Source organism: Ornithinibacillus contaminans (assembly GCF_001038425.2).
GTDB lineage: Bacteria > Bacillota > Bacilli > Bacillales > Amphibacillaceae > Ornithinibacillus > Ornithinibacillus contaminans.
On record NZ_LDPV02000024.1, the window covers coordinates 187,519 to 210,672 of the forward strand.

Here is a 23,154-nt window from a genome sequence, read left to right on the forward strand (position 1 = left end):
AAAAGTAATTCTTTACTACACCTCTAAAATAGCAGTTGTAATTTTATATTTTTCCTTTTTTGTTTGCCCAGTGATGGCAATTAACTTACTTCTACCTTTTCCTCGCAAGGATATCAAATCACCTTCACGTAAAATGAATTTACCATCCTCGATAACTCGATAATTGACTTTTACAAGTCCCTTTTCAATGACATCTTGTGCAGCTTTTCGAGAAATAGAATAAATTTCCTTTAATACGGTGTCCAATCTAAGCGAAGATACGGTCTTTTCTGCTTCCTTCCATGTTGACTCTATTTCAATCAAAGCAGGTAGTGGTTGTGGTGCTAGTGTTACAGATGCCCGTTTAATTCCGGTAAGATTCATCGTGACATATGGTGTAATTTCCTTTTCTAGGATAATTTGTATCACACCGTCCGCTACATAAATATCCCCTAGTTTTTTTCGAGCAATACCTAAGGATAAAAAAGCCCCTAACACATCACGATGTGCAAGCGTGATAAATTTTTCGTGGTAAGAGGCTTGTACTAATTCTATTTCAAAAGCATCCTCTGTAATTTCTTCATAATACGGGGCAATGATTGCTCGTTGTCTTTCGGTATGTTTTCCACCACCAAAAAATTTCAACTGTAGGTCATCATTACCTGTTCCTAATAGCATTTCCATGATTTGCTGTTCGCGTGGATCTAGGAAATCCGTTAATTTTAGTTGATAGGAGCGTTCGACGATTTCTTTCCAAGAAAGAACTAAATCGATAAATGCATGTTCTTCCTTACGAAAATGCTGATAAATTTCCATGCAACCATCACCTTATAAAAGACGAGCAATCATATTAAACAAGACACCTAATCCTGTTCGAGCTAATTGCAGTACAAAGATGGCTACGATAGGTGAGAAATCTATCATTCCAAGTGGTGGAATTATTTTTCGAAACGGCTCTAAATAAGGCTCATAAAGCTTAGTAAACACACTTCCAAACGATGATTCCCGTGCACCAGGAAACCATGACATAAAAATATAAACAATTAGCCCAATACTATAAACATATAATGCTAGCGAGAGAATATCATAAATTTGTTGTAACCACATAAATTAGATTACCATCCTTTATCTAAATCTTCTTCTATCGTCTCTGAGATCGTTCCAGACACATCAATATTGTCAGGAGCACATAAAAACGTCTGTGATCCTAGGCGTTGAATCTCACCATTAAGTGCATAAACCGTACCACTTAAAAAATCAACGATTCGTTTTGCCTGTGTATGATCAACCCGCTGTAAATTGATAACAACGGCCCGCTTATTCACAATATTATCTGCAATCTGCTGTGCTTCTTCATAGGACCTTGGTTCACACAGTACGACCTTAGAGGAAGAGGTTTTAACACTTTTTAAATTGATAACATTATTCGAATTCGTTTGCTTTGTATTACTAGTACTCTCAACGGGTTCATTCACATATTCGTATTCATATTCATCATCCATCGTAAAGAACGTTTTTAGTTTATTCTTTATACTCATAATTGCACCTCATTATTCTGTACCAACTAGTTTAGACCCGATTCGAATATGGGTTGCACCTTCCTCTATCGCAATATGATAATCATTGCTCATACCCATTGATAAATACGGACAAGATGCATGTTGATACTGCTTATTTCGTACGGTTTCACGTAAGGCATTCAAATCGCGAAATACCTTGCGAATTACTGTTTCGTCATCTGTATGTGGAGCCATGGTCATCAACCCTACAACGTGAATATTGCTATATTCCGATATTTTTTCCAAAAAGGGAATAATCTCTTCAGGCGTCATACCATGCTTGGAAGCTTCACCACTTACATTCACCTGAACAAAACATTTAATTACGCTAGTAGCTCGATTATTAATTTCCTTTGCTAATGACAGTCTGTCCAACGAGTGAATATAATCTACCTTATCAATAATATCTTTTACTTTTCTTGTTTGCAGGCTTCCAATAAAGTGCCAGGTTGCTTGCTTTTTAAAATGCTCATATTTATGTAGTAAGCCTTCTTGACGATTTTCGCCAAGATGTGTAATTCCAGCTTCAATTGCTTCTGCTGTTCTTTCTATTGTAACATATTTCGTGACACCTATGATGGTTATTTCATCAGGACTTCGATTGCTTTTGCTTGCTGCTGCTTGAATTGTTTTTTGAATCGTTGCTAAATTACTTGCTACATCCATTTCTGCTAATTCTCCTCCCTACAACGAACGACTATACCCAATATATCCTAACATACGACCAGTTTTCCCATGATCACGTCGATGTGAAAAAAACAACTGTTCATCTCGATAGGTGCAATAATTTGTCATAGCAATATTACTACGAAATACGCCAGATTGTACAAGGATTTCAGCATTTAGCTGTTTTAAATTTAATAAATAATGCTGATTCTGTAAAGGGGTTAATACCGTATTATGGTATTCATTTGGAATACGTTCTTTAACATAATCATCTATTTCATAAAATTCCGTTGAAATACATGGTCCAATTGTAACCAGCAAATCACCTAAATTAACACCGAGCTCCGTTAATTTCGTGGTCATTTCAGTTGCGATTTTTCCCACTGTCCCCTTCCACCCAGCATGTGCTATACCGATATAGCCAGTTACTGGGTCAAAAAAGAATAATGGGACACAATCAGCAAAAAATGCCGTGCAAAGTAGACCACGTTCTTTCGTGATGAGCCCATCAATTCCTTTTAACGAGGATTCTATTGACGTAGCCCCTCTACCAGCATCGTCTAAAGTGATGACACGAACATTAGTCTGATGAACCTGTTCCCCTGAAACCCAATTTTCTAGGGATATGTTAAGTGTCTTTGCTAAGCCCATCCTGTTGGCCATTACATCTTCATACTGATCAGATACATGTAGACCGAAGTTATTAGTTTGGAATTCTCCTTTACTGATGCCTCCGTTTCTAGAAGTAAATCCGACCTGTAAAGTGGGATCTATTGCTTGCCATTTTGCTAGGTGTAGTAATGATTGGTCATCGTATTGAAAAATCTCTTGCAACATAAAATCCCCCTACTATAAAAAAGTTATAATTTGTCATTCAATATATAGTCTCGGTCCATTGACATCTTTTACAAGTATAACATCCGAACCAATTGTGACGATTTGCTCCCAATATATCATTAATTCCTCTGGTTTACCAAAGAAACCTCCCTTTTTCTCTCGCAAATAGATGACTAACGCAAGTATTTTTCCTCGATCCGGATCAATCTCCAAATCAGAAATATGGCCAAGCTTCCTTCCATCATTTACGATTATAACTTCTTTCACCTGTAGCTCGGATAATTTAATCATCCCTATCACCTACCTTATAGTGATATATATGCAGGTAGAACAAACTTCATTCAGTGAAAGAAGTTATAAGAATTCTATATGAATTGGAACGAGATTAGGCGTCCTTGTATCACGTAGCATATGAACAATTTCATCGTAAAGTTGACAGTTGACCAAGTATAAATAGGTAACCATACAAAAGGGCTGGGACAAAAGTGTTAATGGTTAGATAAAATCCGAACGTTGGTGCACGATACCCGCTCCGGGAATATACTTCGTGCATTGTTCGTCCTTTTATCTTCTCATTTTACTTATGTCCCAGCCTCTTTAACTCAACTTATTCAAACATCTGTTTATTCATCTGACTTATAGCAGCCTTTTCTAATCGGGAAACTTGTGCCTGTGAGATGCCAATTTCATCGGCGACCTCCATTTGGGTTTTCCCTTGGAAAAAGCGTTTATTTAATATCATTTTTTCACGGTCATTTAATTGGTACATACCTTCCTTTAAGGAAAGCTTGTCTACCCATGTATCATCCTTATCTTTATCGTCACTTATTTGATCAACGACATAGATTGGATCTCCCCCATCATTGTAAATAGGTTCGAATAGTGACACTGGATCTTGAATCGCATCCATTGCAAAAACGACATCGGAATGCGGAACGCCCATCTCCTCAGCAATTTCTGCTGGTGTTGGCTCTTTAGAAGATTTATTTATAAGTTTTTCCCGAACCTGCAGAGCTTTATAAGCAATATCCCGTAATGATCTAGAAACACGGATAGGATTATTATCACGTAAATAGCGCCTTATTTCACCGATGATCATAGGTACCGCATAGGTCGAGAATCTAACATTATGACTTAAATCGAAATTATCTATGGATTTCATTAGTCCGATACAACCTACTTGAAACAAATCATCCACATATTCGCCACGATTATTGAAGCGCTGTATGACACTCAATACAAGCCGCAAATTTCCGTTAACTAATTCTTCTCTAGCAGATAAGTCCCCCTCTTGCATTTTTATGAATAGTTTCCGCATTTCTTCATTGGTCAACACTGGTAATTTAGATGTATCGACACCACATATCACTACTTTATGTCTAGTCATTCTGTACCCTCCCAGTTGGAGATGCTGTTCATGGACAGTATCTCCTCAAGAGGGAAAATTTATGCAATGCAAATGATGTGTTATTACCTCAAAAGCTAGCTCATTATTGTTGAATCAAGGCTACACCATTTTATTAAATTCTTTTTTCAAGCGACGAATTATCTTCTTCTCTAATCGTGAAATATAGGATTGCGAAATCCCTAACATGTCGGCAACATCCTTTTGTGTTTTTTCTTCCTCTCCAACTAAACCAAAACGCAACTCCATGATTTGCTTCTCTCTAGCATTTAGCTGTCCCAATGCATTTTGAAGCAAATGCTTATCAACTTTTGTTTCTAGATTTTTCGTAATCACATCGTCATCTGTACCTAGAACATCTGATAACAGTAATTCATTACCATCCCAGTCGATATTTAATGGTTCATCAAACGAAATCTCGGACTTTAATTTATTGTTTCTTCGCAAATACATAAGAATTTCGTTTTCAATACAACGTGAGGCATATGTAGCAAGTTTAATCTTCTTTTCTGGATTAAACGTATTTACGGCCTTAATAAGCCCAATAGTCCCGATGCTGATTAAATCTTCAATGTTGATACCTGTATTTTCAAATTTACGTGCAATATAAACAACAAGCCTAAGGTTGCGCTCAATTAAGACCGATCTTGCAGAAGAATCTCCTTTTGTTAGCAAAACAAGTAGTTCGCTTTCTTCTTCTTTTGATAAAGGTGGTGGTAATGCTTCACTACCACCTATATAATAAATTTCCTCCGATTTCACACCAAGCTTTATTAATAACTTATACCACCATATACGCATTCTTAATTTTAGTTTATTCATCTGTTTCGCTCCTTTTTCATCATGCTGAGTGTACAGCAGCTAATTTGATTATTTGTGGATTAAGCAAGCAATGATACCGTTTGTCTTTTGTTAAACTAGCAAATTGTATACCGATTAATAATTTCGTTGCAACAATGTTTTGCTGCTCATACAATACGCTTAGCTGTTCGGGTTTTATTGCAAACAAAAATCTACTTTTTCCTTCTACCCCATGAAATGGGACTACTTGAATATTTTCTTGCCAGTTTACAGGAATCTTTGCTACATCAAATTCTTCATACGCCTGTTTGAGTTGCGCCCATTCGTTCTCATTGAACCACTGCTGTAAAAATGCCTCATCACAAATGACAACAGGTCTTTTTGTTAAAGGATCCACCAATTGATTTCCACTATCTATATAGCCAGTAGTTACGAATGTTTGCTTTTTGATCCTAATGGACACTTCATATAATTGGTCATACCGAATCTTCTCCATTACATGCTCGTCCATCCGTCTCTTAGTAAACCAATAAGCTATCGGGAATCCAAGAACAACAAATAACCAGCTAATCGGATCACCATATCCGCTACTAAATGACAAAAATCCAGTTGAGGATAATGCTATCGGTCTTTGTAACATATAGTGAGCTGCGAATAAGCCACCTCCGATAGAAAAGGATACAAAATAAAACAGTAAAAGTTGCCTTATCATTCTTTTGACTGTTACAAAGCGGAATGTAGCCAAGATAATTAGAATAGAATAGAGTAACTTTCCAATTACCGTCGTCATATAAGACTGTGGAAAATAAAGCGTAATTGGAACGATTAGTGACGCAATAAATCCTCCAATTACGATTCTCATTCTTGGGGTATAATCCCGACAAAGGGCTTGTGTCAGTAATAACAGCATCATATCCAACAGAAAATTTAATGCCCATACCGCATCAAGGTAAACAGTCATGTTACGCTTCCTTTCTCTACAAATAAAAAAGTAAACCTCTGCATATTACCTGTTGTGAAGTTCTCGATATTCCCTCCAGTAAATCGCAGCGAATCGATGTTGCACACGTAATTCCCACCTAGTTTTTTCTAGTAATCTAAAATTGCCTATGAGCCTGTGTAAAAGAGTGAGTATAAATTGAAGTATAGCCTAGTGAAAAAGCGAAGTCTGTCACTTCTTGTATGCAAATTAATGCTAATTTCAACTAGTTATGTCGGAGAGTAGCCAAAATTTTGGACTACCTAATTTAGAGGAAAACACAAAAAAACGTACAGTCAGATGACTATACGTTTTAAGTGTTTACTTAACCTTAACGATCGCGATTTCGATTGCGCAAGAACGTAGGAATATCTAATATATCTTCCTCTTGTCTTTGTCTAGATTGATTAGTAGTATCTTTTGCGAAATCGTCATTTACTCTTGAAGTAGTCGCTTGATTATGGCCAACCGTTGGACGTTGGCGCATTGGTTGCTCTACTTTTTTGGATTCATTAAAGCCAGTTGCAATAACGGTTACGATAATCTCGTCTTTTAAATCCTCATTTATAACGGAACCAAAGATAACGTTCACTTCTTCATCCGCAGCATTGGTAACAAGATCAGCAGCTTCCTGAACTTCATATAGGCTTAAGTTCGTTCCACCAGTAATATTCATTAAAATACCATGTGCACCATCAACCGATGTTTCTAGTAATGGTGATGAAATTGCTTTTTTCGCCGCTTCGGTTGCACGGTTTTCGCCAGTTGCTACACCAATCCCCATTAATGCAGACCCTTTATTAAACATAATTGTTTTTACATCGGCAAAGTCAACATTAATCAATCCTGGTTTAGCAATTAAGTCCGAAATACCTTGAACACCCTGACGTAACACATTATCTGCTTCTCTAAATGCCTCCAGCATAGGTGTGTTTTTATCAACAATCTCAAGTAAACGATCATTCGGAATAACAATTAGTGTATCAACATTACTCTTAAATGATTCGATACCAGACAATGCTTGGTTTGATCTTCTTCTACCTTCAAATGAAAACGGACGTGTTACAACTCCGACAGTTAATGCACCTAAATCTTTTGAGATTTGTGCGATAACAGGGGCAGCACCTGTACCAGTTCCTCCGCCCATACCAGCAGTAACGAAGATCATATCAGCACCTTGTAATACTTCTTCTAATTGCTCTCTGCTTTCCTCTGCAGCTTTTTTACCCACTTCAGGATTGGCACCAGCGCCAAGTCCTCTCGTTAATTTGCCACCGATTTGTAGCTTTGTTTCAGCTTTTGATAAATTTAGTGCCTGTGCATCCGTGTTAACGGCAATGAATTCTACTCCTTCGACACCATGGTCAATCATGCGGTTAACAGCGTTATTACCGCCACCACCGACACCAATAACCTTTATTGTAGCTAATTGGTCAATACTTGTATCAAACTCTAACATTTTTCGTTCCTCCTAATGTGCCAATTTCAAGATTTCTAGAAGCTAATTTTAGCTTGGGAACGCTGATTAATCGAAGAAATACTTAAATAAATTAGCAATTCCAGACTCTTTTTTATCATTTTCATTCGTATTAGTAGTCGCTTTTGTCGGCTGTTTTTTAGCTCGTTTTACTTTTGGTTCCTCCAATGATGCCGTAATTGCTGGGAATAGATTCTTCCCTTGAATCTTCGCATTATGGTAAGCAAATTGTAGGATACCTACACCAGCTGTAAATTGTGCTTCCCGGACACCGATATAATCCGGAATTGCAATTCGAACATTCGCCTGGAATAAATCTCCAGCAAGTTCAAGTGCACCTGGCATTTTCATCGTGCCACCAGTTAAAACATATCCACCAGGTAATTCTTGGTAGCCCATTCTACGTATTTCTCTTTCTGCAAAAGCATAAATTTCTTCCAGTCTTGCTTCAATCATGTCAGCTATTTGCAGCTGGTTAAAGGTTTGCTTCGCATTACTGCCAATAATGGTAGCCTCAAACACTTCATCTTCACGGGCATCATTATAAAATGCATGACCATAATTTTTTTTAATATCCTCGGCTTCCTCAGTCGTCGTTCTTAGCCCGATTGATAAATCCTTTGTGATATTATCTCCACCAAGTGCAACGACACTAGTTGAAACAATATGGTCATTTTCAAAAATCGAGACAGTAGAGCAACCTCCACCTACATCAATTAATGCTACTCCAAGATTTCGTTCATCCTTTGATAGTGCAACCGTTCCAGCCGCTAGAGGCTGAAGGACAATATCGGAAACTTTCAAATTTGCTCGTTCCACACATTTTAGAATATTATGTAAGACCGTTTTTGAGCAAGTAATAATCGTTCCTTCCATTTCTAAACGGACACCAATCATTCCTCTTGGATCAGTTATCTCATCAAGTCCATCCACAATAAATTGTTTTGGAATAACATCAATGATTTCTCTTTCTGGTGGAATGGAAATGACTTGAGCTCCATCAATTACACGTTTTACATCTTCATTAGTGATTTCACGGTTTTCGCTCTGAACAGCAACCACACCATGACACGGCTGTAATTGCACGTGATTTCCACTAATTCCAACAACTACACTATCAATTTGCATGCCTACCATACGTTCAGCTTGTTCCACTGCACTCCGAATTGAATGAACGGTCTGATCAATATCGACTATAGCACCTTTTTTCATTCCATTTGATTTCGCAGTTCCAACACCGATAATGTTTAGCGAGTCATTTAATACTTCTCCAATAATTACTTTAATTTTTGCTGTACCTATATCAAGACTGACTAATATGTCATTGTTGTTCAACAAAGGCACCTCCTAATTCAGAACCATCAAAAAAACACTATTTATTGTCTCATACGATGATTACCTATTTATCTACTAAAACTATACTATAATCTATTATTTTAAAGGATTTTCTCCAAAAAAGAAATATATAATAGACATTTCCCTTTAAAACTAGTAAATATTATTCAAATCCATTTATAATATTACAGTACTTCTGTTAAAAACTGCTAATTTTGTCCGTCGTTTTCAACTTCATCTTGTTCCACTTCTACTTCTTCTGAATCGGTCGCTTCAGCTTCTACCTCATCTTCTGTTGCTTTTTGCTCAAAAGATTCAAAGTATGCTCCTACCCCAATATGAATAATACCTTGACTTCCAGGCTCTAACTGTGCAGCTATGGAAGGATACACCGTCATCTTTTCAGAGAAATCACGAATAGATGATTCAACTGTAAAGCCATCACTCATATACAAGGTTATTTCATTTTTATTTGCATCAGTAGGCGCCCAATGAACTTCCGAAATAATATTTAAAATATTAGTTGGAAGCTTACTTAATTCCATAGACATATCCTTTAGAACTGCTTCATCTGTAAAATTAGCTAGTAAAGGTGCATCACCAAAAACATCTGTTTGTTTACTTTGTGTAAGCACTGTACCATTTCCCAATATTGGATAATAAGCATCGTCTTGTTTTATGTACCCAATTCGTTTATGCTCTTTTAATTCAATTGTTACCGTCCATGGGAGCTGTGTTTTTACAGTTACCGTATCTACTAAAGGGTTTTCCTCTAATGTTTTAGTTATTTCCTCTTTATTGATTGTCCAAATGTTAGTTTTGCTAGATAGCCCACTTCGTTCAATTACCTCTTCTTCTGGGAATAGAGAATTACCAGTAACATGAATTGTTTTGACATGACTTAGTGGTGATTGAAGATAGACAATGATAGCGATTAAGAAGAAAAAAATAGATAAGTAAAACACAAGGCGTCGATTCGCCTTCTTTTTACGGGCTTGTTTCAATTTCGGAATCCGATCCTCTATTGAAACAATTTTTTCTTTGCTCATTCCTATTCTTTCCTTTTTGAAAAAATTACACATTAAAACGGCATGTCTGATGCCGTTCTACTGAGTTATTCTGATTATAACATACTATTGAAAAAAACATATAGTACACAGTAATTAGTTTATTTAAGAAATTTTACCAAAAAATCATTATAATTTAGCTGATCTACTAATATTTAGTAAAATCCCAACCGAGCAAAGTGTTAAGGTTAATGATGATCCACCATAGCTTAAAAAAGGCAGCGTAATTCCGGTTACTGGAATTAGACCAATAACAACACTAATGTTAATCATTACTTGAATGGTTAACATGGATACAATTCCAAGTGCTAATAATCTGCCAAATGGATCTGGAACCTCTAAGGAAACTCGTAATCCTCGCCAGAATAAAAGGACAAAAAGCACTAATAGAATTGTCCCACCAATAAAACCAAGCTCTTCTCCGAGAATCGCAAAGATAAAATCTGTTTGTGGTTCTGGCAAATAGAAATACTTTTGTAGGCTATTCCCTAATCCAACACCCATTAAACCCCCTGGTCCAATAGCATAGAGCGACTGGATAATTTGGAATCCATCACCTAGTGGATCTTGCCACGGATTTAAAAATGCTGTAATCCTACTTATACGATATGGTGCTGAAATAATTAATAAAGCAAACCCAACTAGACCTAGAACCCCTAGGCCAATGAAATGGCTAATTCTTGCACCAGATACAAATATCATAACCATACACGTTAAAATCAACACCATGCCCGTTCCTAAATCCGGTTGTAGCATGATTAGACCAAATGCTGCAAAAACTAATACCAACGCTGGAAAAAATCCCTTTTTAAACGACGTAATATATTTTTGATTAGTAGATAAATATACAGACAGAAAAATAATCAGACCCAATTTCATAAACTCGGATGGCTGAATACTAAACGCACCAACACCTATCCAGCTTTGTGCTCCACCACGTGTTAGTCCTATACCCGGTATCAAAACAAGTAATAATAACCCAAAGCATACGAATAAGATAATGCGTGAGTACTTTGCCCAATTATTATATGGAATGTTCATAAAAAAGAACATCCCTACAACACCTACACCGCTAAATAACAGCTGTCTTTTTACAAAATAAAACGAATCCGAATATTTATAATCTGCCCATATATAGGAGGAACTGTAAACCATCACAATTCCGATTAATAATAATAATAAAATGATCGTTAACATAAAATAATCTGGCTTGTCCTTATTGGAAATCCGATTACTAAACAAAAAAACACCCCTTTACCAAGTTGATATAGGGGCAGTGTTATCTGTCATTATTCTATTATATTCTCCTAATACAAGCCCCTACTTTATTGTATGCACGGCTTGTATAAACATGTCTCCTCTTTCTTCAAACGTCTTATATTGATCCCAGCTTGCACAGGCTGGTGAAAGTAAGATGACATCACCTTCTGCAGAAAAATCATATGCTTTTAAAACGGCATCTTGGACTCGTTCAGCAGTTATCACATGCGTAATACCCGCTTTTTCAGCCATTGATCGTAGTTTTGGTGCTGTCTCTCCAAATACAACCAATGCTTTCACATGGTTTAGATATGGGATTAATTCGTCAAAACCATTTCCCCGATCAAGTCCACCAGCTAATAAAATAGTTGGTTGTTCGAAGGAAGATAGTGCTTTCTGGGTTGCAAGTATATTGGTTGCTTTTGAATCATTATAAAACAGACGATTATGGATCGTATCAATATATTGCAGGCGATGTCTCACACCAGTAAATGTTGTTAGAACCTTCCTTATTCCCTCATTCGTTGCCCCACTTAATTTAGCAGCACTTATAGCGGCTAGAATGTTCTCTACATTATGCTCTCCAACTAATACAATTTCCTCTAAGGCAATAATCCGTTCTGACTTAAAATAGACATATTCTTCATCAATCCAGGCACCAGTTTCTATTTTTTGACTAACAGAAAAAGGAACTTTCATGGATTTTGCAGCTTCTACAGCAACCGATATAGTAGGATCATCTGCATTATAGACGAGATAATCATCTGCTAGTTGATTGGCAAAAATATTGCATTTTGCCTCTTTATAGTTTGCAAATGTTTTATGATAATCCAAATGCGCTTCAAAAATGTTTAATAGTACAGCAATTTTCGGGCGAAACTTATCAATCCCCATTAACTGGAAGGATGATAGCTCTAAAACCATCTGCTCATTATTCCGCAGGCTTCGTGCTGTTTCAGTAGCAACTATTCCGATGTTTCCCGCAACTTTAACAGGCTGGTTACTATGCTCAAGCATTTCATAAATAAGTGTTGTAGTAGTTGTCTTACCATTAGAACCAGTGACACCAATAATAGCACCGTCTGCTAGCTGACCTGCCAATTCGATTTCCGTTATCACCGGAATAGATTGGTTTTGTGCTCGTTGAATCACTTCATTCTCATACGGTATTCCAGGATTCTTAACAACTAAATCAATCCCATCCAGCACGGTTAGCGGGTGGGATCCTACAATCACATCAGCACCTAGAGCCCGTAGCTCCGTTACGACCGCGTCTGTCTCTGACGTTTTCAAATCATTGACACGAACACGCACTCCACTATCAAGTAGAAGCTTCGTTGCAGCAGTGCCGCTTTTGGCAAGACCCAAAACAAGCACCTGCGCATAAGGAAAATCAACTAATTTTTTCATCCTAACCACACCTCGATGTATATACCTAAAGCAGCGAAGATAAGCCCAAGTGACCAAAACGTTGTAACGACTCGCCATTCCGACCAGCCGACAAGTTCATAATGGTGATGTAATGGACTCATTTTAAATACTCTTTTTCCGGTAGTTTTAAATGATATAACTTGAATGATAACGGATAGAGTTTCCATGACAAAAACCCCACCAATGATGACTAATAAAATCTCTAGTTTTGTTAAAATAGCTACAGCTGCAATAGCACCACCAAGTGCTAATGAACCTGTATCCCCCATAAATACTTTGGCAGGATGTGCATTAAACACTAAAAACCCTAATAACGCCCCTACAATTGCTATTGAAAATAGCGCCACTTCTGCGTGGGGATTCAGATACCATGCTAAAATGCCAAAAGCACCAAATGCAATGGCAGCTGTCCCTGAAAGTAAGCCGTCTAAACCATCTGTAAGGTTAACTGCATTGGATGCCCCTACTAACATAAATACAATAAGAATGGCATATCCAAAGCCAAGTTCAAATTGAAAGTCTGTTCCTGGTATCGCTATATACGTTGGAAAACCTTGTTTCTTTAAAATAAGATAGAAAATAATAGCAATTACTAGTTGACCAATCATTTTTTGTTTTGATGTTAGTCCTAAGTTACGTTTCAATGCTACCTTAATAAAATCATCTAAAAATCCTAGCAAACCATATCCCAATAGAACAAATAACAGAAGTCCTAATTCATAGCTAATTTCTCCATCACCGTATTTATTCGCCATAATTAGCGATGTAAGTACGATACTTATAACTATGATGATACCCCCCATTGTAGGAGTACCAGTTTTTTTCATATGTGATTTCGGTCCTTCTTCTCGAATACTTTGTCCAAACTTTAATCGTCTTAAAAACGGTATTAAAATTGGAGACAAGAGGACGGTAATTAAAAATGCGATCGCTATTGTCATTATTAGTACAGTTACACTCACTATTTCTTCCTCCTTCTATTGCCAACCGTCCAACCACAAGCTGCAAATCCACTTGTTTATAATCATTTAATTTAATTTAATTTAATTTAATTTAATTTAATTTAATTTAATTTGCTTTGATTGCTTCAATTAATGATTCCAACTTCATACCTCTTGAAGCCTTAAATAACAGTAGTGCATCTTGCTTTAGATATGGTTGTAATGCTTCTAGCACATCTTCTTTTTGATGAAAATGAGCTACTACTAACATTGGGTACTTCAATTGAACGACATCTGATATGACTTTTGAATCCTCCCCAACTGTAAACAAGGCTGTTATGGAATTATCAATAACCTCCGCTACAGCTTCATGCATACTTTTGGATTCACTACCAAGCTCATAAATATCTCCTAGCACTAACACCTTTTCCTTAAAATCAGGTATCTGGTTGACAACTTGGATTGCTGCCTTCATAGAAGTTGGTGAAGCGTTATATGCATCATTTATGATGGAAACACCATGACGGCCAGTTAATAATTCAAATCGCATACCGGTAAGTGTTAATCCATGAAATGCTGCTTGAATTTGATCGAAGCTTATTCCGAGTAATGCTCCTATCACAATACCATATGAAGCGTTTTTGGCATGATGATTTCCAAGCAGAGGAATGGAATAAGTATTTCCATCAGAACCAACAAAGGTTGTTTCTCGTCGGTTAATTTCAATCGATGAGATAACAAAATCATTAGTCGATTCAAATCCCGCCGTCACAACATGGTCCTCATGATGAACAGAAGCAAGTAATGGCTCATCGCCATCAACTATTAACTTCCCATTCTTACTTAGCCCACTTGTAATTTCTAATTTCGCTTTAGCAATACCTTCACGGGACCCTAAAAACTCAATATGTGATTCCCCTATATTCGTAATGATTGCATAGTCTGGCTTTGCGAGCTTGGATAGCAATTCAATTTCCCCAAAGCTACTCATTCCCATCTCCAAAACAAGAACCTCTGTATTAGCTTCCATTGCTAATACAGTAAGTGGTAAACCTATTTCATTATTAAAATTCCCATTCGTATAGTGTGTTCGATATTTTTGCTTAGCAATGGAAGCTACAATATCCTTTGTGGTTGTTTTTCCATTAGATCCTGTTACCCCAATTACAATCGGATTAACCTTATCGCGATAGCAACTCGCTAATTCTTGTAGTGCAGAAGTCGTATCATCAACATAGTAAACATAAACCTTGCTAGTCAGTTGCTCTGGTAGCTTTCTCTTCCGGTCCCACAAAATTGCAATCGCGCCGTTCTGATAGGCTTGCTCAACAAAATCATGGCCATCAAAATTCTCACCTATAATTGGAATAAATAGTGCGTCCTCTGATTTTTGGCGACTATCGATCGTTACCGATTTAATTTCTTTTTCGTTTCCCTGATCTCCACTACAATCAGTAAAAACTGTCGTTAACCAATTTGTCGTAAATAACATACTCATGTCTCCTTAGCCTGTAGTGCTTCTATTGCTACTTCTCTATCATCAAAATGATACTTTGTGTGACCAATTTGCTGGTATGTTTCGTGTCCTTTACCAGCAATTAGGACAATATCACCTTGGTTTGCCAACTTTATTGCTTGATGTATTGCTTTTCTACGATCGATTACTACTTGGTAATTAGTAGCAGTATGTGGTAACCCTACTGTCATATCGTTTAGAATAATTTGCGGATCCTCAGTTCTTGGATTATCAGAAGTAAAAATTGCAAAATCAGCATACTGGACCGCAATTTGCGCCATCAATGGTCGCTTAGTACGGTCACGGTCACCACCACAGCCAACAACTACGTAAATGTTATGTGTCGCAAATTCTTGAATGGTCGCTAATACATTCTCCAATGAATCTGGTGTATGGGCATAATCCACAATAACGGAAAACAACTGGTCATGCGTAACAGGCTCAAACCGGCCATTAACACCTTGAATGCTTTCATATGCTTTTTTAATAATCGGTAATGAAATTCCAGCAACTAATGCAGCAGTACATGCCGCTAACATATTGGACACATTAAATTTACCAATTAATTTACTATTAATAACAGTATTTCCATATGGCGTACATAATAAAAAACGCGTTCCAGAAGGTGTCAAACGTATATCCTTTGCCATTATGTCTGCTTTAGAAGTGATTCCATATGTAACAACTGGTTGTGCTGTTGATCGTTCAAATTTAGGGCTTGCCGGATCATCCTGATTAATAATTGCAAACTTCCTACTATCCGTATGATAGCTATTACCTAATTGTGCAAATAAAAGGCTTTTTGCCCGTAAATAATCTTCCATGGATTCGTGATAATCGAGATGATCCTGCGTCAAATTTGTAAAAATCGCAATATCATAATTACAACCGTAGACCCTACCTAAATCTAGTGCATGTGAGGATACTTCCATAATCACCTTCTGCACACCTTCATCCACCATTTTTCGGATTGTCTTTTGTAAAAACAATGCATTTGGTGTCGTATTTTCAATTGGGTAAGTGTCCTGACCAATCTTCATTTGAATGGTACCAATGACACCCGTTTTTTCAGCAGCATGATTGAAAATTGTCTCTAATAAATATGTGACGGTTGTCTTTCCATTAGTACCGGTCACCCCTATTAGCGGAATTTGGTGCGTTGGAAATTGATAATACACCCCTGCCGCAATCGCCAAAAACCGAACTGTATTTGGCACGATAACCACAGGTACCTTTACTTTTGTGTCTACTTGTCGTTCAGCCACTATTACACTGGCACCATTTTCAACAGCCTCTTCAACAAAATCATGACCATCTACCGTAAATCCATTAATGCAAACGAATAAATCATCTTTTGTAATTTCTCTAGAATCCATTTTAATTGTGTTGATTTCTATGTCGTTAAGTTCAGAGAATTGTTCAGAGAATGGAAGCAAAGAAAGAATTTGCTTTAGACGCATTCATTACATCCTTTCTAAATCTCCAACATAATATTCTCTTATCGTATTATATTTAAGTCGGTTCTTCACCTTCTTAATTTCATTTTCATCCTATCTATTATATCAAATCTAAGCCTGTATCTGAATCATTTTCTTTGAAATTTATCAGCATTTCGAGTTGGTATCAACTACGAATTCCCTCTAATGTTCATGATCTGACTTCTGTTCATCCGACAAATAAATCCTTACCGTCGATCCCGATTCAACCTTTGTACCTGCCTTAGGCTCTTGATCAACGATATATTTTCCAGTTCCACTGGATTCAATGGCTAAATCAGAATAGATTTGAACTAAATCACTTTTTGGTAATCCAATTAGGTCTGGTACTTCGACCTTTGGTTGTTCTGGCCATTGGTATTCTTTCTCTAATCCATCTGTTCTCGGCTCAACTCCCATTACCCGTAAACTATCTCCAATTACAGTTCCTACAATAGGAGCTGCTACTGTTCCACCAAATTGTCGCACACCTTTTGGATTATCAATTGCAACATAAACAACTAATTCAGGATCATCAGCCGGGGCAAACCCAATAAACGAGACGATATGGTTATTTTCCAGATACCCGCCATTAGGCCCTACCTTTTGTGCTGTACCAGTCTTTCCACCGACCCGATAACCATCAACATATGCTGGTCTTCCGGTCCCCTGTGCGACAACACTTTCTAGTGCATTTCGAATTTCTTCAGAGGTCGCTTCCGAGATGACTCTATTTTTTAACGAAGGTTCTGTTTGACTTACGACTTTATTTGTCTGTGGGTTAATCCATTCCTTAGCAATGTAGGGTTCATATAGGTATCCACCATTAATAGCAGAAGAAACAGCCATAACCTGTTGAATCGGGGTTACTGATACACCTTGACCGAATGCCGTTGTTGCAAGCTCAACTGGGCCAACGTTTTCTGGTTTAAATAGAATCCCAGTTCCTTCTCCCTGTAAATCAATACCTGTTTTACTACCAAAGCCAAACTCCTCGATGTAATGAAATAACTTTTCCTTCCCTAACAGTTGCCCAAGATGCACAAATCCAGGGTTACACGAATTTTGAACAACCTCTAAATAAGTTTGGCTACCATGCCCGCCAGCTTTCCAGCAATGCAAATGTGCTCCAGCAACTTCAATATCGCCATCATCAAAGAAAGTATCATTTACTAAATCAACCTTTTTTTCCTCAAGCGCCGCAGCAAGTGTAATTATCTTAAAGGTTGAACCAGGTTCATAAGTGCTCCAAATCGGTAAATTCCGATTATAGATGGAAGCGTCTACTTCTTGATAGTTCTCCGGTTTGAAAGTCGGCCGTGATGACATGGCTAAGATACCACCTGTATCTGGATCAACTACTATGGCAAGTGCACCATCAGGATTATATTTAGCAACTGCTAGATCTAATTCCCGCTCAATGATTGTCTGAATTCGTGAATCAATGGTTGTAACTAGCTCATAACCATCCTTAGGTGGTGTATATACATCTGCCAGCTGTGTTAACTTACGACCTTTCGCATCCGAATAAAAAGATAAACTTCCCGCATTTCCATTGAGCAAATCATCATAGTATAACTCTAGCCCCATTAATCCTTGATTATCGATACCCGCAAACCCAAGCACATGGGCTAAATCATCTCCAAAAGGATAATGACGAATCGAATCCTTGGCAAGATAAACTCCCTCAAGATTTAATGTTCGAAGCGCCTTTTCCTGTTCTTCTGATAGTTTTCTTCCCTCGGGATGGATATTTACCGACATGGCTGATTTCGTCACATATGCATATGCTTTTTCAACAGACATATCTAAAATTTCCGCAAGTTTCTCTGCAGTATCTTTTGGATCGGTTATTTGCCTTGGCACGACTACTACAGAAGGTGCCGTAACATTTTCTGCTAAAACCTCGCCATTTACATCTAATATTCGGCCACGTTCCGGTTGAAAGGAAATATTTCTACTCCATGATTCATCTGCCTTCTCCATTAATTGATCACCTAGAATAAATTGTACGTAACCCAGGCGAAGATCAATAATTCCGAAGAAAATTATTCCAACAAGAAAAACAGTGACTAATCGTTTTCTAACGGTTACAGTTGATACACGTTTCATAGTCCATCTCCTTCACATAGGTAGGCTTGTATCAACTATATGTTATAAAAAACTGATTAGAACACTGTTTTCCATTCCACTAACTATTCAAATGTATCGGCAACTGCATTTTCGTCTGCCTCATCTGCATCCTTCGCTTCGAGCTCTCTTATCTCTTTTGGCGTTTTTAATTCAATTCCAAGATAATCGTTCGCTTTAAGTGATTGACCTTCCGCTATACTCTGCGAAACCACATACCCATTACCAATAGGCTCGATGTCAAGATTTAGCATTTCACCTAATCGTAACACATCCCTTAAAGACCATCCGATTATAGATGGCATGGTTGGCTTATCAGTTAGTAGTAAGATTCGTTCATTCGGCAATACTTTTTGACCTTCCTGTACACTTATTGCCACTACTTTACTTCCTGAGCCAATTACTGCGGTATTCATTCCTGCATTCGTTAGCACATCTTTTGCAGCATTAACCGACTTTCCGGTTAAGTCAGGCATCTTGAATACATTAATGTCCGTAACCTCTCCTTTGTCAGGATTAATATCCAAGTAATGCAATGCATTTTCCATAACATTATTAAATATAAACGACACAGGAGCAGATCCAGGCTCAATACCTGAATCAAATTCTAAATTAGGCTGTTTGACAGATACATACATCATCAACTCCGGATCATCTGCAGGTGCCATACCTAAGAAGGAAAATACATAATTTTCACTTCCAACTAAATACCCACCGTCAGGATCAGGAATCTGGGCTGTACCAGTTTTCCCTCCAACAGAATAATCCTTCAAATTAAATCTACTGCCAGTTGCATGTTCTGATTGAACAGCTGACACAAGCAATTCTCGTACCTGCTGTGCTGTTTCCTTTGAAATTGGTTCACCAACCACTTCCGGTTCATGTTTCTCTATAATGTCCCCAGTATCTGGATCGACAATTTTATCAAGTACGTACGGTTTAACCATTTTTCCATCATTAGCGATAGCTGTTGCAGCTTTCATTAATTGGATAGGTGTTGCGGTACTACCTTGTCCAAAAGATGTAGTTATTTTCTCTAACGGCCAGTTATATAAGATTTTGCCCGTCACTTCACCAGGCAAATCAATTCCAGAGGACTTATCAAAGTCAAAGGCTTTTAGATATTCCAAAAATGTATCTGGTCCCATAACTTCCCATACCAATTTACCCGCGGCAACGTTAGAGGATCTTGCAAATCCTTCATCGTATGAGATAACACCCCAGCCTTTACCGTTATTAAAGTCACTTACCTTCCTAATATTATCACTTATTTGATAAGTACCTGATTTATAGCCAGCTCCACCATCATATACGCCTGTATCAATGGCAGCTGACCAGGTAAACATCTTCATCGTTGATCCTAATTCAAACGGAGTCGAAATAGCATCATTATACCAGTTCTTTACGTCTAACGGATTGTTTGGGTTATAACTTGGACGATTTCCCATAGCCACTATCTCGCCCGTTTTCGGATTCATTACAATTGCAGTTATCCGTTCAGGTTCATATTTGTCTTCCACTTGTGTCATAACATCTTCAAGCAGTGTTTGGATTTTTTGGTCAATCGTTAAATAAACGTCGTCACCATTATCTGGCATGCTAATTACTTCATTCGGATCCAATAGTTTTTTATTGTAAATATCGCGTTGGTACGATATATAGCCATCTGTTCCTCTTAGCAGGTCATCCATTTCACGTTCAATCCCAGTGACACCGGAGATCTCTTGTTTTATATCTCCCTCTTCTGTTTCAGTCTCTGTTTCACGCGCGAAACCAATAATATGCGATGCAAATATACCATTTGGATAATATCGTACATTTTCTTTAACAAACTTTATCCCCGGAAGTCCTAGCGCTTCAATGTCATCTTTCACCTGAAGGGAAATCCCCTTACCGATGGAACCAAATTCAACCTGTGATTTACCGGTATCTATTCCATAGTTTAATCGTTCCAAAAGATAGGATTTTTCCGTATTCAATAAAGGAGCCAGCTTTTCTGCTGTACCGTCTGGGTCAGCTACGTGCTGTGGCTCCTCTGTGTTCTCTGAAAACCTTTTATCAACAATGGCATACATACGAAAAGTTGGCATGTCATAAGCGAGAGTCATTCCATTTTTATCAAAAATCTTTCCTCGTTCAGAATCTAATGTATAGGATGATGTGCGTACATTCTCAGCCCATTCATCTAAGGCAACACCTTCCACAGACCCCGAGGCTTGTATATATAGAAATCTACCAGTCACAAGTAGAAATGCAACGATAAAAACTAGCATTAAAACTCCTGCCATGGCATGGGTGGCTTTATTTTTCTTCATATATGATCACCTGTGTATTATTGATTAAAAGCATTAGCTTGCTTTACTTCAGCGGCTTGAATGGTTAATCCATTTTCTTTCGCATATTGCGTAATTCGTTCAGGTCTGCTTAATTCTTTTATCTCAAATACTAATCCTTCATTAATAACTTGTTGATTTTCAACAGTCTTTTCAATGTTTTGGATATCGCGATTCAATGTATCTAATGACGATGAATACGAAACAATAAATCCACCTGTAATTAATAAGCAAAGTGCGACAAAAGAATATAACGCTTTTTCACCTTTTGTTATCCAGCTTTTCTTTCTAATTACGACCTTTTGCTCGACTTGTGGTTGATAGGAAGTATAAGTTTGTTCCCAACTTTTCGCATGATTTACTGCTGCCATTATTTTTTCCGCCCTTCCTCAAAATTAAAGTCCTCTGACCAGCTGGTAGTCTTTTCAACGATTCTTAGTTTAGCTGATCGTGATCTTCGGTTCTCTTCTAACTCTATGGTTGATGCTATAATTGGTTTTCGATTTATATTTTTAAATGGAGCTTCGTATTCTTTGGGAATTACCGGTAGATTTCTCGGTGTTTCCTTCGGTGTGCTCCATTTCTTAAAGGCTTGTTTACAAATTCTATCCTCTAGTGAATGAAACGTAATCACGACGATTCTACCACCTATCGTTACTACCCTTGCCGCTTGGTGTAAAGCATCATGAAAGGCCTGTAGCTCATCATTCACCGCAATTCGGATTGCTTGGAAGATACGCTTAGCTGGATGTCCACCTTTTCTCCTTGCAGGAGCCGGGATACCTTCCTTGATGATTTCAACTAACTGATGGGTCGTTGAAATTTCATTCGTTTCTCGGTAGCTTTCAATCTTTCTGGCAATTTGCTTGGAAAATTTTTCTTCACCGTATTTAAAAAATATCGAAACTAGCTCATTGTATGACCACTCGTTTACAATTTCAAATGCACTTAACGCTTGGTCTTGATTCATCCGCATATCAAGCGGGGCATCATGTTGATAACTAAAACCTCTCTCACCACGGTCTAATTGTGGTGAGGACACACCTAGATCGAACAACACACCATCAACTTCACTTATTTGATGCTTCTTAAGCTCTGTTTCTAAATGGCGAAAGTTAGCATGGATAAATAAAATACGGTCCTGATATGCTGCAAGTCTTTCTTTCGCAGCAGTTAGCGCATCGATATCTTGATCAAACGCCACCAATAACCCATTTTCATTAAGCTGTTGGACGATTCTTTCTGAATGTCCACCACCACCTAATGTACAATCCACATAGGTACCATCTGGTTTTATATGTAATCCCTCAATTGATTCTTCTTTTAATACGGTATAATGCTCAAACATGTCGACACCCACTTTTGCGATTTCCTTTTCGGTTAAATATCAAAATCCATTAAATTCTCAGCGATCTCAGCAAATGAATCCTCAGATTCATCAAAGTAATCTTCCCAATTCTCTTGAGCCCAGAATTCAATGCGATTTGATACACCGATTACCACACACTCTTTATCTAAAGCTGCGTAGCTTCTAAGTGGTTGTGGTATATTTATTCTTCCCTGCTTATCTACTTCACATTCCACTGCTCCAGAGAAGAAAAATCGCGTAAAAGCACGTGCATCTTTCTTAGTTAGTGGGAGTTTTTTTAGCTTTTCTTCTAAAAGACTCCATTCAGACATTGGATAGGCGAATAGACATTTATCTAGCCCACGAGTGATAACAAAGCGCTCGCCAAGCTCATCACGAAACTTGGAAGGGACGATAATTCTGCCCTTTATATCAACGTTATGTTGGAATTCACCCATGAACATATAGTTCGCCCCCACTTTCTAATCACAATATTACCACATCCCCCCACTTTTCACCACATTATTTTCAAAAATAGTTATTACTAACTATTGCATCCTTGTTTTCAAGGGAATTAGTCACTAATTGATGCATCAAAAAAAAGGATAAAACCCT

At 37.7% G+C, this 23,154-nt stretch carries 22 protein-coding genes; all 22 read right to left on the minus strand.

The window, feature by feature from the left end:
• Positions 1-15: 15 nt before the first annotated feature.
• The 22 genes from JF53_RS06340 to mraZ all read right to left on the minus strand — a co-directional run bounded on the left by JF53_RS06340 (position 16) and on the right by mraZ (position 23,003).
• Complete coding sequence (locus tag JF53_RS06340) at positions 16-795, minus strand: YlmH family RNA-binding protein (RefSeq protein WP_047981340.1); 780 nt, start codon at positions 793-795, stop codon at positions 16-18.
• Between the two features lie 12 nt (positions 796-807).
• Entirely contained in the window at positions 808-1,086 is a 279-nt protein-coding gene (locus JF53_RS06345; protein WP_047981341.1) for a YggT family protein, read from the minus strand.
• A gap of 8 nt (positions 1,087-1,094) precedes the next feature.
• Complete coding sequence (locus JF53_RS06350; protein WP_047981342.1) at positions 1,095-1,517, minus strand: cell division protein SepF; 423 nt, start codon at positions 1,515-1,517, stop codon at positions 1,095-1,097.
• A gap of 12 nt (positions 1,518-1,529) precedes the next feature.
• Positions 1,530-2,204 (minus strand): YggS family pyridoxal phosphate-dependent enzyme, encoded by a 675-nt coding sequence (locus JF53_RS06355; RefSeq protein ID WP_047981343.1) that lies wholly within the window; start codon positions 2,202-2,204, stop codon positions 1,530-1,532.
• A gap of 18 nt (positions 2,205-2,222) precedes the next feature.
• Complete coding sequence (gene pgeF / locus JF53_RS06360) at positions 2,223-3,041, minus strand: peptidoglycan editing factor PgeF (protein ID WP_236686918.1); 819 nt, start codon at positions 3,039-3,041, stop codon at positions 2,223-2,225.
• Between the two features lie 33 nt (positions 3,042-3,074).
• Positions 3,075-3,332 carry a YlmC/YmxH family sporulation protein gene (locus JF53_RS06365; RefSeq protein ID WP_047981344.1) on the minus strand — a complete coding sequence of 86 codons (258 nt, stop codon included), beginning with the start codon at positions 3,330-3,332 and terminating at the stop codon, positions 3,075-3,077.
• 316 nt (positions 3,333-3,648) lie between these two features.
• On the minus strand, positions 3,649-4,428 hold the full coding sequence (gene sigG / locus JF53_RS06370; RefSeq protein ID WP_047981345.1) for an RNA polymerase sporulation sigma factor SigG: 780 nt from the start codon (positions 4,426-4,428) through the stop codon (positions 3,649-3,651).
• Between the two features lie 120 nt (positions 4,429-4,548).
• Positions 4,549-5,268 carry an RNA polymerase sporulation sigma factor SigE gene (sigE, locus tag JF53_RS06375; protein WP_047981346.1) on the minus strand — a complete coding sequence of 240 codons (720 nt, stop codon included), beginning with the start codon at positions 5,266-5,268 and terminating at the stop codon, positions 4,549-4,551.
• Positions 5,269-5,287: 19 nt separating this feature from the next.
• Positions 5,288-6,208 (minus strand): sigma-E processing peptidase SpoIIGA, encoded by a 921-nt coding sequence (gene spoIIGA, locus JF53_RS06380; RefSeq protein WP_047981347.1) that lies wholly within the window; start codon positions 6,206-6,208, stop codon positions 5,288-5,290.
• A gap of 349 nt (positions 6,209-6,557) precedes the next feature.
• A complete protein-coding gene (gene ftsZ / locus JF53_RS06385) occupies positions 6,558-7,685 on the minus strand; it encodes a cell division protein FtsZ (RefSeq protein ID WP_047981348.1) in 1,128 nt (375 codons plus the stop codon).
• 66 nt (positions 7,686-7,751) lie between these two features.
• Positions 7,752-9,038, minus strand: a complete 1,287-nt coding sequence (gene ftsA / locus JF53_RS06390) for a cell division protein FtsA (protein ID WP_047981349.1) — start codon at positions 9,036-9,038, stop codon at positions 7,752-7,754.
• A gap of 209 nt (positions 9,039-9,247) precedes the next feature.
• Complete coding sequence (locus JF53_RS06395; RefSeq protein WP_047981350.1) at positions 9,248-10,087, minus strand: cell division protein FtsQ/DivIB; 840 nt, start codon at positions 10,085-10,087, stop codon at positions 9,248-9,250.
• 147 nt (positions 10,088-10,234) lie between these two features.
• On the minus strand, positions 10,235-11,302 hold the full coding sequence (spoVE, locus tag JF53_RS06400) for a stage V sporulation protein E (RefSeq protein ID WP_047981403.1): 1,068 nt from the start codon (positions 11,300-11,302) through the stop codon (positions 10,235-10,237).
• Positions 11,303-11,425: 123 nt separating this feature from the next.
• Positions 11,426-12,775, minus strand: a complete 1,350-nt coding sequence (murD, locus tag JF53_RS06405) for a UDP-N-acetylmuramoyl-L-alanine--D-glutamate ligase (RefSeq protein ID WP_047981351.1) — start codon at positions 12,773-12,775, stop codon at positions 11,426-11,428.
• Complete coding sequence (mraY, locus tag JF53_RS06410) at positions 12,772-13,737, minus strand: phospho-N-acetylmuramoyl-pentapeptide-transferase (RefSeq protein WP_047981404.1); 966 nt, start codon at positions 13,735-13,737, stop codon at positions 12,772-12,774. The genes murD and mraY overlap by 4 nt, the downstream gene beginning before the upstream one ends.
• A 127-nt stretch (positions 13,738-13,864) precedes the next feature.
• The gene (locus JF53_RS06415; RefSeq protein ID WP_047981352.1) at positions 13,865-15,229 is read right to left on the minus strand and encodes a UDP-N-acetylmuramoyl-tripeptide--D-alanyl-D-alanine ligase; all 1,365 of its coding nucleotides are present in this window, start codon (positions 15,227-15,229) and stop codon (positions 13,865-13,867) included.
• A 2-nt stretch (positions 15,230-15,231) separates the two neighbouring features.
• The gene (locus JF53_RS06420) at positions 15,232-16,713 is read right to left on the minus strand and encodes a UDP-N-acetylmuramoyl-L-alanyl-D-glutamate--2,6-diaminopimelate ligase (protein WP_047981353.1); all 1,482 of its coding nucleotides are present in this window, start codon (positions 16,711-16,713) and stop codon (positions 15,232-15,234) included.
• Positions 16,714-16,893: 180 nt separating this feature from the next.
• Complete coding sequence (locus JF53_RS06425; protein WP_047981354.1) at positions 16,894-18,840, minus strand: stage V sporulation protein D; 1,947 nt, start codon at positions 18,838-18,840, stop codon at positions 16,894-16,896.
• Positions 18,841-18,923: 83 nt separating this feature from the next.
• Positions 18,924-21,173, minus strand: a complete 2,250-nt coding sequence (locus JF53_RS06430) for a penicillin-binding protein (RefSeq protein WP_047981355.1) — start codon at positions 21,171-21,173, stop codon at positions 18,924-18,926.
• Positions 21,174-21,190: 17 nt separating this feature from the next.
• Positions 21,191-21,562, minus strand: a complete 372-nt coding sequence (ftsL, locus tag JF53_RS06435; protein WP_047981356.1) for a cell division protein FtsL — start codon at positions 21,560-21,562, stop codon at positions 21,191-21,193.
• Positions 21,562-22,539 (minus strand): 16S rRNA (cytosine(1402)-N(4))-methyltransferase RsmH, encoded by a 978-nt coding sequence (gene rsmH / locus JF53_RS06440; protein ID WP_201777896.1) that lies wholly within the window; start codon positions 22,537-22,539, stop codon positions 21,562-21,564. Before rsmH ends, ftsL begins: the two co-directional genes overlap by 1 nt.
• A 32-nt stretch (positions 22,540-22,571) precedes the next feature.
• Positions 22,572-23,003 carry a division/cell wall cluster transcriptional repressor MraZ gene (gene mraZ / locus JF53_RS06445; RefSeq protein ID WP_047981358.1) on the minus strand — a complete coding sequence of 144 codons (432 nt, stop codon included), beginning with the start codon at positions 23,001-23,003 and terminating at the stop codon, positions 22,572-22,574.
• Between the last annotated feature and the right edge of the window lie 151 nt (positions 23,004-23,154).